Source organism: Flavobacterium sp. CECT 9288, assembly GCF_918731615.1.
Taxonomy (GTDB): Bacteria; Bacteroidota; Bacteroidia; order Flavobacteriales; family Flavobacteriaceae; genus Flavobacterium.
In genome coordinates this window covers 2,439,847-2,459,166 of the sequence record NZ_OU957226.1, presented here as the reverse complement: position 1 = coordinate 2,459,166, position 19,320 = coordinate 2,439,847, and the positions used below count along the sequence as shown (strand labels likewise).

The following is a 19,320-nucleotide window of genomic DNA, read 5'->3' as shown; positions in this document are numbered from 1 at the left end:
TTACTTCAGGTTGATTTTTACACCAAATTCGGTTTCGTTGTTTTCATTCTTTCCAAAGTGGGTGATAACCACCTTTGAAGTCCAATACTTTTTTTCGATGGTTTCAATCCAATTAGTAAAAGCAGTATTGTCTTTAGTGATCCCATTGATTAGAATTGTTTTGTCAGTGTATATAATAGATTCTTCATTTTTCACCTTTTTTTCAAGTGGATTAAGTTCTATTTCAGATAAGAGAATGGAAGAGGGGATAATTTGGGCTATAGCATTACAATAAAAACTACTTTGAGACCCTTTTTTCAAGAAAACATTTTGAACGATACTCTCTTTAAGTTTAACTCTTTCTTTTATGGAAGCTAAGTTTTGAAGATCCACTTTATGCATGGCAATTTTTTCTGTTGCTTCTTGAGAGGCTTTATAATAATGTGAAAAGCAAAGAAAATTTATAAGTAGAACGATAAGCAACGCTCCTAGTATTATTTTTGAACCTTTTGAAAAAAAACGCTGTTGAAGGTATTCTTCTTTTTTTAAGTTACTTAGTGTAATGATTGATCCCGAGTTAGATGTAAAATTAGATACTAATCTAATAATCCCAGAAAAAGCTAGCAGTTGCGCATTTGGAATTGCAAGATCGTTAATAGCATAGTTTACCTGGGGTAATTCTTCTAGAGATGAATTTATTGTAGTATCATGCTCGTTAATAGTTATAATTTGATGATTTGTGTGTAATTCATCATAAGTGGAATACTTTTTTAAATCAGCTATAGCACAAGTTCCAAGACTAATACTTGTTATATTAATTTGCTGGTTTTTGTATTCTTGAATTAACTCGTCTAAGTAATTTTTACGGGTTATGGCTACAATAGTTTTGGATTTTAATCTCCATATTTCGTAATAGAAAGTTTCCCAATTAGTATTTGGGAAAGCCTTGTTTATTAATTTTTCATCCGAGGGATCGGTATAGAGTACTTCTTTTTGGAGGACTTGATTGGTATTTAGAACTAAAAAATAGGGTAGAGATTTGTCCCATTTTTCAGCAATCTCTCCTTTGTAATGAACTTTATCTTTTTTTTCGATTAGTAATCCTTCTTTCGTTTTCTTTACCGCTACAAGTGCAATTTTGTTTACATTATTACAAGTATAATGCTCAATACTGATGTATTGATTCCCCATTAATAAAGTATCTATTTTTGGTATTTTCATTAGTAAATTACTATTGGCTTTATTAAAACGGATAGTTTTTTCTTTGATTCTTCTTTTTTTCTAGAGCTAAATAACCATTTTAGAATTGGAATTCTAGAAAGTAGAGGAACACCACTCCCGGAGTCATTTTTAACCGATTCTTCAAGACCTCCCAATACTATTATATCTTGATCTTTTACTCTTATAATAGAGGTGAATTCTCTTGAATTTATTCCTGGAGGTGCATCTTTGTCTACTTTTTGACCGTTGAAGCTAGATTGGATAACTTTAATATCCATAGTAATTTGGCCATCACCAGATACTAAAGGCATTATGGTAACAGATAATTCAGCATCTATAGGCTGGTAATTTTTTATTTCAGAAGCTTGTGGTATTTGAGATCCATAAAAACTTTGATTGGTTACCACATAGTAAGTAGTTTCGCCAATTGAAAGAAACGCTTTGTGTCCATTTAAGGTTGATAATCTCGGGGACGAGCGTATTTTTAAATTCCCGTTACTTTCCATCGCTTTTAAGCTTAAATAAAAGTTAGGAACTACTTTTCCAATATTCAAAGAACCAAAACCGTTAAAACCGTCTATAATTTTATTAATAGTTTGTGCTCCTAAATTTATATCGGCTGAAGGATAAACAGTTCCTGCTGTTGTGCGGGGCTTATCACCAATTCCGGCATTAATCCCAGTCTCTATAGTTGTATTTTTGTTAATCTCTAATAACATAACTTCAATTAGGATAACTGGGACTGGTTTATCAATGTATTTAATAAAATTTTCAAATCTTTCAATATTAATAGCAGGTCCTGAAACAACAAAGCTATTTAATTCTTTATCAACTTTTATATCCAGTTCCTTGGTAATTTCAGCAGGAACTATTGTTAAAATAGATTCAGAGCTTTTGGAACTTGAATTTGTGCTAGATTCCTCTGGTGAATTAAAATTATTGTTTTGTTGTTGTTGCGAATCATTATTAGTTCTATTATTGTTAGAATTAAAATTTGAAAAGTTATTTGTGTTTGCTATTCTACCGGCACTTCTTCCTTCTTTTGAGGGGTCCCCTAAAATGTCGATTGAACGATGCATTAATGGTATCGTTTTGATATTTCTTACCACCAACTGGTTTTTGGTGCCAAAAAAATACATATTTCCATTTCTTTTATAGGTGTAGCCTTCAGTAGGTGTTGAACTGTTGTTTTCTGTTGGATTAAATTGGTTTTGCTGATTGTTGGGTATTTGTTTTGTTTCTTGTTTAATTTCAAAAAGTTTATTTAGCAACTGATCAAAAGTGATGCTTTTTGATTTCACTGTAGCAATACCAATATTATTCATAGGACTTGAAAGGAAGAGGTCAATATCTAGTGCATTACCGATATCAAAAATCACATTTGCAATTGGCATATTTTCAAAATCAACTTCTAATAGTTTTTTTTCAGCATCAAGGACGTTAAAGAAGAAGTTGCCTTTTCTATTTTTGTTTGTTTTGGTTTTACCCATCCCGTTATCATTAGCACTCACAGAATCAAAGCTTTCAAAAACATAAAAATTATCTTTTGACTTTGTAACATTAAGATTACTTGCCAAAGCTAATTTGTCTAGCGCAGCATCAAATGGCATATTAATTATAAATGAAGTGAGTAACTTGTTTTCTAGACCTGGGGTAAAAACAAGATTTTTATTGCTGACCTCGGTTATTCTTTTAAAAACATCATATAATTTATCTTCTTTTACATTTAAGGAAAGCAAATCGTTGTTGTAACTAACTTCAATAGTTTTAGGAATTTCTCTTTCAATTGGTTTCTCATAACTTTTTATAGCCAATATAGTTCCTGAGAAGTCTATTGACAGATTGTATTCTTTGGCTAAGAATACCAATAAATCTCCTACGTTTACATCAGTAAAATTATTAACAATATTAATTTGGGCTAGGTTAGGGGCAACACTTATATTGAGTTTGTGTACTTCTGCTACGGCTATTAAAAAACTAGCTAAGGAAGCTTCTTTAATATTAATGTTTATTTTTTCTGAAAGCCCCGGTTCAGAGGTGCTTATAGCTTCAATGTTGTTTTTAATTTGTTGAATTCTATTCTCTTGTCCCAAGAATAATTGGGTAGATAAAAGTAATAATAAAGAAAGTATTTTTTTCATAAGAATATGTTGGTTCTATTGGCGAATATAAATGAAATTATAATAGTAAGGAAAAAACTTCTTCTACAGAAGTAGTTCCTTCTTGGATTAATTGAATAGCATTGCTTTTAAGGGTATTGATTTTATTTTCGTCTAAGTAGCTGTCAATAGAAAGTTGATTGTTTTTTATTTTCTCGGATAAAATAACGTCAATAGGTAGTAGTTCATAGATAGCCTTTCTACCTGAATATCCAGTATGATAACATCGATCACATCCGACTGCTCGGTGATGTTTAGTTAGGGTAGTTGGTACTTTAAAACCTATCGGGAATAAATTATTATCAATAACATTTTCAACTTTACAATAATCACATAGTTTACGAATCAATCGCTGAGCAACACTTATATTCAGTGTACTAGCAATTAGAAAAGGGGGTATGCCCATATCAATTAATCTTGATACAGTTGCCCAAGCAGAATTTGTGTGTATGGTAGAGAGTACTAAATGCCCAGTAAGAGCGGCTCGAATGGCCATATTGGCGGTATTAACGTCTCTAATTTCACCCACCATTATAATATCAGGATCTTGTCTTAAAAAAGTCCTCAAGGTGGCAGCAAAGTCAAGTCCTATATTTTCTCTTAGCTGCACTTGGTTGATGCCTTCGAGTGTATATTCAATGGGGTCTTCAACTGTAAGTATATTGGTATTAGGAAGGTTTAGCTTTTTTAAGGTAGCATACAAAGTCGTCGTTTTCCCTGAACCCGTTGGTCCTGAAATTAAAATAATACCGTTTGGTTTTCGTATGTTTTCTTGGTACAGTGTTAATTCATTTTCTGTAAAACCTAATGCATTGATGTCTATATGACTGGTATCCTTGCTTAGGATACGTAGCACCACCTTCTCTCCATGTAAAGTGGGGAGTATAGAGACACGAATATCAAAATCTTCCGTGTTAGTTTGTATGGTTATTCGGCCATCTTGTGGTAATCTTTTTTCAGATATATCCAGTTGTGCTCGAATTTTGATTTTATTAATAAGAATAGGGTATTCATCAAAAGCAATATTAAACTGTTCTTTCAGTTTTCCATCTAGCCTAAATCTCACCCTTGCATTTTTTTCATAAGGCTCAAAATGGATGTCACTGCTCCCAATTTCCTTTGCATTAATAACGATTTTCTCCAAAAAATCAGTAGTATAATGGATTTCGGTGATACTTTCGGATTGGGTTTGCCTGTAATTCGTACTCAAATAACGATTGATGTTCTCGGTCGTATCAAATACTATTTCAATAGGGGTGTTCCATAAAATTGTCAATTCCATTTGCAGTTGATGCAATTCAGGATGATCCGTTTTTAGTACAGTAACTCCTTGTTGGAGCGCAAAAGGAATAATTCGGTAATGAAAAGCTTGTTCTGGAGTGACCAGTTGTTGTATAGAAAAGGGGAGGTTGAAATCAATCATAATTAATAAGCATATACGGAATAATCCTTAGTAAAAAAGAGCACCGCATATACGATTCCAAAAAACAACGCCATATGACCTGCTAACGGAACTGTTGCTGCTTTTTTTTTATGATTTAGGAATAAATGAAGGACTAAGGAAAATAGCAATGAAAAAACAAAAAGAATAAGAAATGAAATAGGAGCAAAAGCAAAAGAAATGGCAATAAAGAAAAGGATGTCTCCAAGACCTAAGGACTCATTAATTAATCGTTTTTTGAACCGAATTTTAGAATACAGAGCGGCAAAAAGCAGCAAGATACTAATAAAAATAAGATTGCTTAAGCTGTTAAAAAGTGCCGAGTAAATAGGGTTTTGAATCAATTGAATTCCAAATACCAACAACCCAACTAACCCATATAAAAACCAGTAGACACTTCTATCTTTGTAATCTTGTATGGTAATTAATGCAAGGGTGACCCATGTTAGCGTTAGTAATAGCAGTAGCATCATTAGTCGCTAGTAGTTTGTTTTGGAGTTCCATTTTGATCGATTTCCCATACATTAAAAACTCCATTGCCATTAAAATCTGTCAAGGCTGTGGCTCTTACTTTGAATTCGTTAGTAGTAGCTTGAATAATTTCATAAGTGTAATTGGCACTACCATTTTCTTTGACAGTTTTGGGAATTTCAAAGTCAATTTCTGTCAGGTTTTGGCTGTATTTTGAATACATGAAAAAATATTGTTTCTCCGCATTGTAAATTGCTTTGAGTTGTACTTGGGCTTCTACACTTTTAGCTTTGGTAATCAGTGGCATCAAGTTAGGTAATGCAATAAGCAATAAGATACCTATGATAGCCAACACGATTAGCATTTCTTGTAGGTTGAAGGATGGTATTTTGTTTTTTGATGTAGTGTTCATTTTAACAGCGAATTGGTTTACAAATATACACGAAATAGTTTTAAAATAAAGTAAAAATTAGTTTGTTAATATTGTTAATTATTGCTAAAATTGTAAAAAAAATAACATTTAAAAAAAATGAAAAAAATTCCTTTATATTCTTCAATTGCAGCGCTGGTTATAAGTTTGTTAGCTCTTTATTTTTCTAAATCAAGTTCAGAATTAGTTTACGTTGATGTTAATAAATTGATTACTGGTTACGAAAAAACAAAAATTGCTAAGGCCGAATTTGATAAAAAAGCGAATCTAATGAAAGCAAATGTAGATTCATTAGTTGGTAATTGGCAAAAAGAATTAAAAAATTACGAAAAAGAAAGGACTTCATTATCTCCAAAAGAGTTGAAACTAAAACAAGAATTGTTATCAAATAAACAGCAGCAAATTAACGGCTACCAAGAAGCGATTCAAAAAAAGATTCAGGAAGAAGATAAAAAGGTTACCCAAACCGTTATCAATGATATTAATGACTACATCAAAGAATATGGTAAAAGCCATAGCTATAAAATTATCTTTGGAGCCAGTGGTGGTGGAAATATCATGTATGCTGATGAATCCACTGATTTGACAGAAGAAATTTTAAAAGGCTTGAATGCGGAGTATGGTAAAAAATAGTCTTTTAACAGTATTACTAGTGTTGATTATTACCTCCTGTTCCAAAACTTTTGACACGCAGGAGGAAATGAATGAGTATTTAAAGGATGAGGACAAAGGTTATAATTACCGTAAAACTGTTGTAGGAGTTGATTATGTTTTACAATACCGACCAACTGATCTATTAGTAAAACAAGAACTTGGGGATAAAGCCGATGCTAGTCAGGTAGATAAATTAAGAGAGAAATACAGTAAGTATATGTATTTTAATTTGTCCATGTCCAAAAATAACCAAGAGCTATTGAATGGCGTTGCTAGGGACAAAGCTAAGTTTGGACAGATGGTCAATGAGCTGGCTTTTGGGATGGAAGAAAAAGTTCATGTTTATACTCCTGAAAAAGATACCCTAGCCATGGCTGATTTTATCTACCCCAGAATGTATGGCATGAGCAATGCTACCTCTATACTCATAGTGTATCCTCGCGATGTTAAATATCTAAACCAAGATCACCTCAATTTTGTTATTCAAGATTTAGGACTTGATACGGGAGACATCAAATTCAAATTAAACTCCAAAGCCTTACAGAAAGAACCCCAATTGCAATTTTAAGAATTTATGATAACCAAATACAAAAAACACCATAGGATTATAGCAACTATTTTCTTGCTGATTTTTTTTCCTACACTAGTTCCTAATAATTTATTTGCTTCTAATAATGGACCTAAGTCTCCAGAAGCAGCTAGTTTTGAGCCAGTAGATGCAACAGACATGGTGAATTTAATAACTGGACAATACAGTTATGTCTTGCCTTTACTCAATGTTCCAAGTCCTGAAGGAGGCTATCCTATCGCTTTAGGGTATCATGCAGGAATAGCTATGGATCAGGAATCATCATGGGCGGGACTGGGCTGGAATGTTAATCCAGGGGCTATTGACAGAAATGTTAATGGGTATCCTGATGATTATAATGCCTCGGAGCTAAATGAGTATTTTTGGGATAAAACAAGTATAGATTCGAGATATACAGCTTCTTTAGGCTTTACTTCTCTAACAGGAATATCAGTGGGAGTAGGATTTAATTGGGGGAATAACCAGGCTTTAGGTGGGTCTGTTAGCGTAGGTGTTGGTCCGGATTTAGGTGCTGTTGGTACTGGGGTAAATGTTTCTGTAGGAACAAATGGCGCATCTATTGGTATTGGCGTGTCAATGAAGGGAGGTTTATCCTATGGAGTAAGTGTAAATACTAATGGTGATGTAGGATTGAGTGCAGGGTTTAGTAATAACGATGCAGGTTTCTCAATAGGATATAACACAAATGGCACAACCTCTTTAGGAATAAGTGGAGGAACTGGAAAAGATAATAATTTTGGTCTAGACGTTTCTTTATCTTCTAGAGGCATAGGTATTTCAGGAGATGTTACAAATAAAACTGGCAAAAACATTGATGGAGGTGCAGGAGCTGGAATGTTTTTATCATTTAATAATTCGGTTGCAATTGGCGATTACGCCACTTCGTCAACAGGTTGGATGATCCCAATTTTTGTTCCTACACCTATTGGAATCTTTAGTGCCAGCTTTGGAAAACAAGAATTTAAATATTGGCTAGGTAAAAATGTAAAAAATTATATTACAGGACCTATAAATTTCAAAAACAAAATAACTGACATTCCTGTTTATTCTTATGCTCAGCCTACTTATGTAGCTCATCGATTTGTAGCCTCTTGTCAATATGGTCCAAATAATTCAGGTTATTGCCAATATAATAATTTTGGAATTAACGGAGCTCATGGTTATAGGAATATACATACAGTAATTATTGCTTGTAATCCATCTAACACTAACGATGGATTTGCTGGGCCCCATTCAACATTCGGAAATACATATGTAAGTTCATATGAAAGGGGGTTTATGGATATTAATGAAATTTCTTTAAATTCAGTAGATGAATCACTTTCTACACAAACAGATGTTGTTGCTAACAATATGACTTTTCCGGCATATGATAATTTTTCGACAAGTGGACAGGGAGTTTCGGGAAGTATGACAGCTACTCATTATAAAAATGGAGCCTTATTTGGTTTAGATGGTAAAGAAAATAAGGAAGGATATTCACTTAAATACGCTGTTAGAGCTCAGAATGCTGCAGGAAATGATATTACCAAATTTAATACTGCACCTCAATTCGAATTTGATAATGAAATAGCAAGCTTTCTAGAAGTAAATCCGGCACAATTTAAAACTAACATAAATAACACAGTGGCTTTGGACTATTATAGTTCGGGCGTGGATATTAATGACCAAGCTAGAAGGAAAACATCTAGTTATATAGAATACTATACAAACGATCAAATTACTTCAGCTTCTTCCTATGCTTCATTAAAAACAAATGGTTTTTTACTACCGAATGTTTCAGGTTTTGATAGAAGTACCATGCCTAAAAATGGTATTGGTGCTTTCAAAGTGACAACTGTTGATGGAAAAACCTATCATTATTCGCTACCTGTTTACAATCATGAAATCATCACTAGAACTTATGGTGTAATACCTAACAGAACTGAATCAGAGTCATATTTTGAAAAAAGACAGTTAGAACCTTTTGCAACCCATTGGTTGCTTACAGCTGTTACTGGTCCTGATTTTGTAGACAATGGCGACGGTGTTGCTAACGATGGTGATTTAGGGTATTGGACAAGTTTTGAATATGGTAAATGGACAGATGCATTTACATGGAAAAATCCATATAAGAAAGAAGCCTTAATTGATGATAATGATCCATCGATTAAAACATGGATTCGCGGTAGAAAGCAATTGTATTATTTAGATAAAATAACAACTAGAACTCATACTGCTTTGTTTATAAAAGGAGTGAGACAAGATGCTCCATCTCCCGAATGGAGTTATAATAGTGCTGATCATATAGATAATAGACAAAACAACGTAGTTGTAAACGGGAGATTTATTGTTCCACTACAAAATCAATTACGATTAGAAAAAATCATTTTGCTAAAAAACTCAGACTATACTGTGGATAAAAAGTTTGGAGCAGATGCAAATCAATCTTTCCGCATAAATTACAATCAATCTAAAGTGAAAGAGGATTTAGAAGCAAAATATAATATATATGACAATGTTTTAGACGTTGGAGATAATTGGTCAAGCTGTCTTTCGAAAGCAGTAAAAGTAATTGATTTTAATTACGATTACAGTTTGGTGCCTGGCGATAATCGATTAACATTAAAAAGTGTTGACTTCAAAGGTAAAGGCGCTTCAAGTGTATTACCTCCCTATAAGTTTGACTATATCAATGATACCAATACTTTTAATATCGACAATAAAGATGGATGGGGCTATCCTTTAAATCCTGAAACTTTCTCCCTAAATAAAATCACAACACCACAAGGAGGAACTATCAATATTGGTTATGAGACTAATAAATTTAAAAGCGTTACTCCTGTTACATTGGAATTTTCCAATACTAATTCTGTGAAATATATTAGTACTTTACCTAATCCTTTTCCAACTTCTTCAACTGATTTGACTGCGAAAAAAGTAGAAATAGAAATTGGAGGAAATCAAAATTATCCTCTAGTTATAGGGCAAAATGTTACTATCAATTATCTATTTAAATATTTAGGGAATGGAAGTCAGATGACACCTATTTTTGAAAGAACATACGTGGGAAGTGGCACGATTACAGCTATGTCTAATATTCTCGGTACCGTCAAGTATGAGGTAACTTTTGATAGTAATCCAGTTACAAATCAAGTGGGTATGTTACCTGGTAATATAATTGATTTAAATCCTACGTCGGTTAGTGTTTCAAAAATAACAGTTGCTGTCAAGTTAGAAAACAGTTTGTCTTTTACAGGCGGTGGTGCTCGTGTGGCTAACTTAAAAATTTCAGACGGTGTCGACAATTACTTTACAGATTATAGATACGGTCATGAAGAAGATGGTATTGGCTATGTGAGTTATGTTCCCTATTCTCAAAATGTAGTCAAAGAAGTTCCTTATAGTACCGAATTACCTGCGCCACGAGTAATGTATGAATATGTGACTGTAAGTTCTCATAAAGAAGGAGTTTTGCCTGAAGCTAAAATGCGATATAGATTTAATGTTATGAAAGAAAAATCTAAAGATAAAGTGAAATTTGGTGAGTTTTATGAGATTGTTAAAACTTCAAATGTCCCTTTTACAAATACTGCTAATAATAAAGAGGTGAGTATAAATTCATTTACTGTAAAAGAGAACTTTGCAGCATTAGGTCAATTGCTGGAAGTTTCCACTTTGAACTCACAAAATCAATTGTTGAGTAAGGTGTATAGTAATTATTATGATATAAATAGTATTCCAGGTAATATGGGTGTAACCCAAGAGTCTTATCAAAGTTATAAAGAGGTAGATTATACAAATACGGCACTTAAAGACAAATGGTTAATAAATTCTTCAACACGAATAAAATATCCAAGCATCGTAAAGTCATCCACTGAGCAATCTAAGGGCTACACTTATACTACTCAATTTAATGATTATGATTTAGTTTCTGGAGTTTCAAAAGAGCAGGTTTATACCTCTAGTGACGGCCAGTCATTTAAAACCAGAACAATTCCCGCCTACATAAAATATCCAGAAATGGGTTCAAAAGTGGACAATATCAACAACAAAAACATGTTATCACAAACGGCTGTAAATTACTCTTATATTCTTGACAAAAACGATGTTAATAATCCATGGAAGGAGACTGGTGTCGGTATTACAACCTGGAGCAATATTTGGAGTTACAAAGACATTACTGGAACCACTTTTTCCGTGTTGTCAACAGCACCCGAGAAGGATAAGATTTGGAGAAAACATAAGACTTATGTTTGGAACGGCATCAAAGATACCAATGGAATTTTTACCAATTATGACAATATTAATGGTAGCAAAGATGATAATTTTAATTGGACTATTGGTGTAGGCCAACCTGCTCAGTGGAAACAAACTTCGGAGGTTACTTTATACGATCATTTTTCTTCGCCTTTAGAAATGAAAGATATAAATGGTAACAAAGCTTCTACAAAGATGGGTGATAATGAGTCTAAGATCATGGTTACTGGAAATGCTGGATATAATGAAATATTCTATACAGGTGCAGAGAATTTAACTCCAGCAACCAATTGGCTGGAGCCTGAAGTCCAAATGACTAATGCATTGAGAAATACGGCGTATTTCCATACTGGAAAACATTCAGTACAAGCTGGTTCCGACTCTCAATTTGGAGTTGTAATGAAAAACGGGCAGCATAGAGCAGGTAAATACAGAGTCTCCGTTTGGGTCGAAAAGGCAAATGCGGCAAATGCAGCGATTAAAGTTAATGGAAGTATAATTCCTTTTAAAGAAAGTTATACTGCAGGCAACTGGGTATTCAAATCAGCTATTGTAGAAGTACCTTTGAGTGAATGTAGTATTTATATATTTTCAAATACTCGATTTGTTTATTTAGACGATTTGATGATTCGTCCAGTGGCTTCTTCTATTAGCGGATATGTTTACAATCAATGGGACGAGTTGAGCCATATTATTGGAAATAATGGTCTAGCAACCCGATTCGAATATGACAACGCTGGAAGGCTGGTTAAGACCTATTCTGAAGTAATTGATGATGTGGCTAATGGTGTAACAGGTGGATTCAAGCTTTCTAAATCCAACACTTATAACAATAAGCACATGCAATAATTTATGGTATTGAATTATAATCATTAAACAGCTATAATCTGTAAGGGTTTATAGAAGAATTAACGATTTTATCTTCTTATGAAATAATAATAGTTTCAAAAAATACAATTAATAATGAAAAAATACATTTTCTTTTTTGTTTTATTACCTTTATTTAGCTTCTCTCAATCCATAACCTCTTCAGACCTTATATTAACAGGAAGTGGAGGTGGAAGTGGTAATATTACAGTTACAAACAATGTTTTGACAGTTACTTTTTCGGGTTCTTGGTCGCCGCAGGCAATGAAAACTGGGGTAATAAAAGTAATAAATGCTTCACAAGCTCTACCAGATCTGGATTTAGGACCTATTCCAAATGGTAATGTACTTACCGGATATAAAGCAAAGATTGAAAATAATAATTTAGTTTTTTATTCGCCTTTTTTTCTTAGCGGTATTAATACAACAGTATCGGTTCCAATTCTTGGAGGTGCATCAGGTGTTTCTGCTTCTTTAACTTTACCTAATCTTTATTCATGTGTTCCCTCTGGAGGTGGCGGAAGCAGTGGAGAAGTTACGGTGAGTAATGGAATAGCTACCTTATATTTAAGTGGTGGCTGGGACAATACTTGTAATTTACGGACAGGAATATTAGCTACATTTAGTACATCAGTTCCGGATGTCGAATTTGGAATATTATCAGGCTCAAATAACAATCCGACAGCTTACGGAGCAAGGATTTCGGATAATAATTTAATTATTTATCTTGTAGGAACCATGCCTGCTGTACCTGGTGGCTGTGGTCTAAGCTACAGCAAAAACCTTGGTGATTTTATAGTTTTAAGTGATAGTACCAACCACTGGACGCACCAGACCTCCTATGATATTAATGGTAATATTATAAATTCATCAAGAACCTTTTTTGATGACCTAGGAAAATCAGATGTGAGTTTATCTAAAGATTTTCAAAACAATAAGGTTTGGGGTACCGAAACTATTTTTGATGAAAAAGGGAGGCCATTTAGAACCTCATTTATTGCACCGTCGACCTCAAATTCTTTCGAAAAAACAAGTTTTTTAAGAGCGTATGGAACTACGGGTACAGGGAGTTTTCCGCAACAAACATCAATTGTAGATCCTATTTCTACTAATCAAAATGTAAGGGCTACCCAATTGATAACAGCTTCATCAACTATTGCGGCGGGCACTACAGTTAGTTTTACCGCTCCTCAAATAGTATTGACTAAAAATTTCACAGCGGGTCCAGGTTTTACGGCTACTGCAGCTATCGTAAATGAGGATGTTGCGCAACCTAATCTTTACCAATACTATAGCGATGCCAACACTGCTGAGCCTTATCAGGCAACGGCCACGCATCCTTTTTCCGAGGTTGTTTATGATGAATTGAATCCAGGAAATACTGTTAAGGTAATTGGGGGCAATAAAATCAATGGCGACTGGAAGAATGGATTTAGCTATACGCTACCTGCCGCTCAAGAAATGTATTATGCCTTTGGTGCAGCTTATTTTGATGGTGATATACAGTCACAAGGAGAGGTAGTAGTGACTAAGTTTTTTAAAACAGTAGTGCAAGACGCTAATGGAATAGAAAACGTGAGCTTCTCAGATGGTGAAGGTAAGGTTTTGGCCACTGGTACTTCAGGTAGAGGCAGTGCCTATCCTGTGTTATCGTTAATTGGGACACAGGGATTTATTGACGTACATATTCCGCAAGGAGTTGTACCAGCAACCTTGATTGGTTCTGCTTCTGATTATAAAATATACAACCTAAAAACGGGTGCTTTACACACAGGAAGTTTATCAGCAGGTAATTTTTATAGAATTGAAGCCGTTATTGTGCCTACTGCTGAACCAGAGGCCTATATTACTAGCGGAGGAGGAGTAACCTATAGTGCTGGAGCAAAAGGAGTGACATATACCGTAAATTATGCAGACTTTGCTTTAAATTATTATGATAAAACAGGACGCTTGAGTAAAACCATTCAACCCAAGGGTTATCAAAACAATACTTCAATTGTGGCTACGCCAGCACATACTTTAGCCACAACTTACACCTACAATACATTAGGTCAGGTTATAGCTGTGTCAAGTCCAGATGAAGGGAGCAGTAGGTTTGCTTACCGTAAAGATGGGCAGATACGCTATTCTCAAAATGCTTTACAAAGTGATACTCAAGTGTCTTACACAGAGTATGATAGTTTGGGTAGACCTATTGAAAGTGGTGTGATTACTGGTACTGCTGGAATGTGGGCTGCGGCAATTGCTAATCCTGACGGTACATTACTGACAGGAACCCGCTCTGAGCAAACATTTACTATTTATGATGATTACAAGGATTTTACAACCAGTTATGCTGTTCCTGCTAATTTAGATTTGGCTGCACTTCTTACCTCTAGAGGGTTGAACCCTGGACAGTACATTCCAAATAATTTATCAGGGAATGTTGCGGTAACCTTCAACGATACTTCATTTACGTGGTACAGCTATGATTTGTATGGACGTACGGAGTGGGTGGTACAAAACATCTTGGGTTTTGGACTTAAAACGGTACATTATACTTTTGATGAAAATGGCAGAATCAAAAAAGTAATTTATCAAAAAGATACACCTAGTGAAATGTTTGTACATCAGTACACCTATCAAATTGATGGTTCACTTTTAACAGTAGCAACTTCTGTAGACAATATAAATTTTAAAGAGCATGCCAAGTATAAGTATTACCAAACAGGAGAGTTAAAACGTGTAGAACTTGCTCAGGGACTACAAGGAATTGATTATGTGTATACTCTAGGGGGTGCATTAAAAAGTATCAATCATCCTAGTTTAGAAAAAGCAAAGGATCCAGGTGGTGATGCCAATGATGTTTTTGGGATTACGCTTGATTATTACAATGGAGATTACTTGCGATCCGATAGAAACATCAGTACATCGCCTACGGTAGCAGGTTTAAATCAAGACAATTATGATGGGAACATCAAGGCTAGCCGTTGGGCCAACAGGCAAAAAGACGTTCCCAACCCTTTGGCAGAAGCCTCAGCCTCAAATGCGGCACAACAACGTGGCTATATGTACAATTACAATGCTAATAACTGGTTGACTCAATCCAGTTTTGGAAACGTAAGCGGCAATGCCATTTCGCCTGCCACGGCATTTAAAGAAGGAGACATTACCTATGATAAAAACGGTAACATCCTTACTTTGCAACGAGCCAAAGAAGACGGAACAGTCATTGATAATTTTACCTATAAATACGATAAAGGCAACAACCAACTAACACATGTGGATGATGCTGTAGTAGGTAATACCGATTTACAAGACCTTAAAGACCAGAACACGAATAACTACGTTTATGATGTATTGGGTAGAATGACTGAGAATGTTACCGAAGGATTAAAGTATACCTATAATACTCAAGGATTGGTTACTAAAGTAGAGAAAGGTTCACTATATGTCATTACTTTTGGATATAATGAAAGAGGTCATCGTATTTGGAAATCAGAAAATTTTAATTCAGGAAACACGATCAATACAGAATATTATGCAGTAGATTTAGCCGGAAATGCAATGGGATTGTATTACAAATCTTCTGGGAGAATACCAACTGCACTATATCAAAAAGAAAATCCTATCTTTGGAGCTTCGAGGTTGGGAGTTTTTACAAGAGGCAGAATCATAAATGGTAAGCAGACAGCTAGTAAAAGCAGTTATGAAATCACGGATCATTTGGGGAATGTGCGAGCGGTGATACAAGAAAACCCTAATGTGTTCTCTATTTTACTGAGTTATGCTGATTATTATGCCTTTGGAGAGCAGTTGCCAAGCCGTAACACTACCTCAGACTACCGTTATGCCTTTCAAGGGCAGGAGCTGGATAAGGAAACGGGTATGGAAGCCTTTCAGTTGAGGCTTTGGGATGGAAGAATTGGAAGATGGTTGAGTCCAGATCCGTATGGTCAATATGCTAGTCCTTATTTGGGGATGGGGAATAATCCTGTTTCAATGGTAGATCCTGACGGAGGAAAAACAATTGACCCGCCATTAAAAGGTGTTGTACTTAAAGAAGTTGTAGTATATAATACTAGAGTAGCAAAACCAAGAGATGTTAGTAAAGATTTATCTTATGTTTTTAAAGCTCCAATTTTTAATTTTCCACTTGCCCCAAGAGTAGGGGATGATTGGTGGTGGAATAAGTTAGCTATTGATGGATCAAGATATGGAGAACATAATGGATTTAAGTTTTTATTAAACGATGGTGGTTACGCCGTTAAAAATCTCGGTCCTGTTCCTCTTGGAGGGACAATATCTGTGGGACCTGGAGGAGGGGGTGTTAACCTTCTAAAGAATTTAAGGCCTAATGAATTATTAAAATTAGGTAAAAATTTACGTAACGTTATTAAAAAAGGAAGAGCGCCTAAAGGGGTTGAGAGAGTGGATATACCTAAATTAGACCCTTTAGGTAATCCAATACATAATCAGAAGGTACATTTACATTTAAAAGATGGTAGAGCTTTAAATTTAGATGGGACATGGAAACATGGAGAGGGTGAAGTTTCAAAAAACATACTTGAGTGGATTAAAAGTTTTATAGATTAATTATTTATTACTATGGATATATTAGAATGGTTAAAAACAAATATTGAAGAGATAGAGAGTAAGCTTTATATTTCCAAACATCTTAATGATTTTTTTTCATATGACAATTTTTTTTCCTTTGGGAATAAATTATTGTGTGAAGTAGAAAAACAAATTTTTGAAGGCACTTTAGACTGTTCAGAAATTAAATTTGAATTACAATTTGAATTACTTAGTTTGAAAAATACATTTCAAGGTGTTCCTCATTCATTTTTAGAATTTGAGAGTAGAATTAATAAAGCTATTCCACCAGAACTTATTATTAGTAAAAGGAAAAAAGGTTACTTAGATTATATTCCAAAAATTGAATACTATATGTCTCCATTACCGTTTATAATTGAAGATTTAAATGGGTTAGATTATTTTTATACCGAATATAGAACTATTGATGAATTAAATGAAAATGAATCATATACCAGTTGGTTTAACATTGTAATCTCGCCCCGCTAGCGCGAGCTTCTAGCTCGTGCCCACAAACAAAACAAAAACGATATTATTTTGTTTATGAGTAGAAAATATAAGTTTGGAGAAAAAGAAGGGGCTTATTTTATAAGTTTTGCAACTGTTAATTGGATAGATGTTTTTACAAGAGAAGATTATTTTGTTTGTATTATTGAATCTTTAGATTATTGCAGGAAAAATAAAGGAATGGAAATATATGGTTATTGCATTATGCCAAGTCATATACATTTAATTTTTCGTTCTTCATTAGGTGATCCTTCAGGTTTGATAAGAGATTTTAAAGGGTTTACTTCTAGAAAAATGTTAAAAATACTAGAAGAGAACCCACAAGAAAGTAGAAGAGAATGGATTTTGTGGATGTTCGAAAGAGCTGGGAAGAAAAATAGTAATGTATTACATAGACAATTTTGGCAACAAAACAATAAACCAATAGAAATCTGGTCTTTAAAAGTATTTGAACAAAAGTTAAACTACATTCATAATAATCCCATTGAAACAGGTTTTGTAACTGACGCAATAGATTGGAAGTATAGTAGTGCAAGGAATTATGGTAATCATGACCAAACAATTTTAGAAATAGATATTAATTAAATTGATTGTGGGCACAAGCTAGAAGCTCGCGCTAGCGGGGGGTATCAAGTCCCCACTTAACATAAAAAAAACAAGTTATAGCGTTTAAAATAAATTTATTAAGCAGAGGTATCTATAAAATGATGCCTCTGTTTTTTTATGTAGTATTGTTAAAGTTATTATACCTGTGAAATCTATTGTGAACAACCTATCACGAATTAAAGGTTTATTTAAAAGTGTTTTAGTAATGAATCTTTTTTATGATGTTGTGTTTAATTTATAAGATAACAGACTTTGTTTTTGTGAGAAATAATTTTATTTTTACAAGAAATTAAATGTTAATTTTTATTTCTCTCGTCTTATGAAAAAATATCTGTTTTTTTTAGTCTTGATTTTTGGTCAATGTCTATCGGCTCAGCAAATTTCTACAAATCGTAATCCTGTGGGTTTAAAGTATAATTTATTATTCAATGCTACTTCAAGGTTTTGCCTTCCATAAAAGAAATAGAAACCAATGGATTGTATCTGCCCGAAATGAATATGAAGTTGCTCAAAAAAATAGAGGAGTTAACGCTTTACTTGATGGAGCAGGATAAAAAGAATTATGAATTATTGCTTCTCCTCAATAAATAATGGCAAATAATACAAATTTTAGAGAAAATAAATCAATTAATCAGAAAGTAAAAAAATGAAGAAAGCAATGCAAGTTTTTTGTTTGTTTTTTGTGTCGCTACTCAGCGCGCAAAATTACAACAACATTTTAAATTATTATTTTAACGGTGTTCCTAATCACGGAGTTAAAATTAAAACTAATTTACCCTTTCAACCCGGTAGTCAAATGCCAACAATAAATTTAAATGGGTATAATTATGGTACAGGTGAATCAATTAATCTTACAGTTAATTATTATATTTTTGCTAGAAATGCTGTTTTTTCAGATCCAAATAATTTTTATTTTCACGTGCCTTCTATGTCGTCGCACGGAAGTTATACTCCAAAAGTTTTTCTAGCTCATGAAAATGGGAAGGTAGTTATTTACATAGATGATAAGTCGTATTTTCAAAGATTCACAGTAAGTGCATACGCACACGGAATGGGAGAAGCTATTGAATGGTTTCAAGGTTGGACAACAAGTGATGATCCAATTGCAGGAACTATGATCGTTGAAGTGCCATATAAAAATCGTTTTAAGGGTGACATATTTTTATCAGGTTCTGGTGTTTGGGATGCCCAAGGTAAAGTAGGCATTGGCACCACTGCTCCAGATGAAAAATTGACTGTAAAAGGAAAAATCCATACCCAAGAAGTTAAAGTAGATATGGCAGGACCACTGGTACCAGATTATGTTTTTGCTCCTGATTATGACTTGAAATCTTTGAGCGAAGTAGCGCAATACATAAAAGAAAACAGGCATTTGCCCGAAATTCCTTCTGCAAAAGAAATAGAAACTAATGGATTGTATCTGGCCGAAATGAATATGAAGTTGCTCAAAAAAATAGAGGAGTTAACGCTTTACTTGATGCAGCAGGATAAAAAGAATTATGAGTTATTGTTTCTCCTCAATAAACAAGAACAAAGAATACAAGATTTAGAGAAAAAAAGTCAACAAATTCGTAAATAAGAA

At 33.9% G+C, this 19,320-nt stretch carries 13 protein-coding genes; 8 read left to right on the top strand and 5 right to left on the bottom strand.

The window, feature by feature from the left end; genetic code table 11:
• From LQ189_RS10865 to LQ189_RS10845, 5 genes are read right to left on the bottom strand one after another with little or no spacing between them, the layout of a single operon-like run.
• Positions 1–1,200 (bottom strand): general secretion pathway protein, encoded by a 1,200-nt coding sequence (locus LQ189_RS10865; RefSeq protein WP_230156757.1) that lies wholly within the window; start codon positions 1,198–1,200, stop codon positions 1–3.
• Complete coding sequence (locus tag LQ189_RS10860) at positions 1,200–3,341, bottom strand: type II secretion system protein GspD (RefSeq protein ID WP_230156755.1); 2,142 nt, start codon at positions 3,339–3,341, stop codon at positions 1,200–1,202. Before LQ189_RS10860 ends, LQ189_RS10865 begins: the two co-directional genes overlap by 1 nt.
• A gap of 37 nt (positions 3,342–3,378) precedes the next feature.
• A complete protein-coding gene (locus tag LQ189_RS10855) occupies positions 3,379–4,782 on the bottom strand; it encodes a GspE/PulE family protein (protein WP_230156753.1) in 1,404 nt (467 codons plus the stop codon).
• A 2-nt stretch (positions 4,783–4,784) separates the two neighbouring features.
• Entirely contained in the window at positions 4,785–5,273 is a 489-nt protein-coding gene (locus LQ189_RS10850) for a general secretion pathway protein (RefSeq protein ID WP_230156747.1), read from the bottom strand.
• Entirely contained in the window at positions 5,273–5,683 is a 411-nt protein-coding gene (locus LQ189_RS10845; protein WP_230156735.1) for a prepilin-type N-terminal cleavage/methylation domain-containing protein, read from the bottom strand. Before LQ189_RS10845 ends, LQ189_RS10850 begins: the two co-directional genes overlap by 1 nt.
• Before the next feature lie 117 nt (positions 5,684–5,800).
• Here LQ189_RS10845 and LQ189_RS10840 point away from each other — a divergent pair, with 117 nt between their 5' ends.
• From LQ189_RS10840 to LQ189_RS10810, 8 genes are all read left to right on the top strand, one after another.
• Positions 5,801–6,334, top strand: coding sequence for an OmpH family outer membrane protein (locus tag LQ189_RS10840; RefSeq protein WP_230156733.1), 534 nt, complete (start codon positions 5,801–5,803; stop codon positions 6,332–6,334).
• Positions 6,321–6,923 carry a hypothetical protein gene (locus LQ189_RS10835; protein WP_230156732.1) on the top strand — a complete coding sequence of 201 codons (603 nt, stop codon included), beginning with the start codon at positions 6,321–6,323 and terminating at the stop codon, positions 6,921–6,923. The genes LQ189_RS10840 and LQ189_RS10835 overlap by 14 nt, the downstream gene beginning before the upstream one ends.
• A gap of 6 nt (positions 6,924–6,929) precedes the next feature.
• Positions 6,930–12,032, top strand: coding sequence for a hypothetical protein (locus tag LQ189_RS10830; RefSeq protein WP_230156730.1), 5,103 nt, complete (start codon positions 6,930–6,932; stop codon positions 12,030–12,032).
• A 114-nt stretch (positions 12,033–12,146) separates the two neighbouring features.
• Positions 12,147–16,625 (top strand): RHS repeat domain-containing protein, encoded by a 4,479-nt coding sequence (locus LQ189_RS10825; RefSeq protein ID WP_230156728.1) that lies wholly within the window; start codon positions 12,147–12,149, stop codon positions 16,623–16,625.
• Between the two features lie 12 nt (positions 16,626–16,637).
• The gene (locus tag LQ189_RS10820) at positions 16,638–17,114 is read left to right on the top strand and encodes a hypothetical protein (RefSeq protein WP_230156726.1); all 477 of its coding nucleotides are present in this window, start codon (positions 16,638–16,640) and stop codon (positions 17,112–17,114) included.
• Between the two features lie 54 nt (positions 17,115–17,168).
• Positions 17,169–17,717: a transposase gene (locus LQ189_RS10815; RefSeq protein WP_230156724.1), complete on the top strand. Its 549-nt coding sequence runs from the start codon at positions 17,169–17,171 to the stop codon at positions 17,715–17,717.
• 449 nt (positions 17,718–18,166) lie between these two features.
• On the top strand, positions 18,167–18,292 hold the full coding sequence (locus tag LQ189_RS16255; protein WP_255667829.1) for a hypothetical protein: 126 nt from the start codon (positions 18,167–18,169) through the stop codon (positions 18,290–18,292).
• A gap of 92 nt (positions 18,293–18,384) precedes the next feature.
• Positions 18,385–19,317: a tail fiber protein gene (locus LQ189_RS10810; protein ID WP_230156716.1), complete on the top strand. Its 933-nt coding sequence runs from the start codon at positions 18,385–18,387 to the stop codon at positions 19,315–19,317.
• Positions 19,318–19,320: the final 3 nt, after the last annotated feature.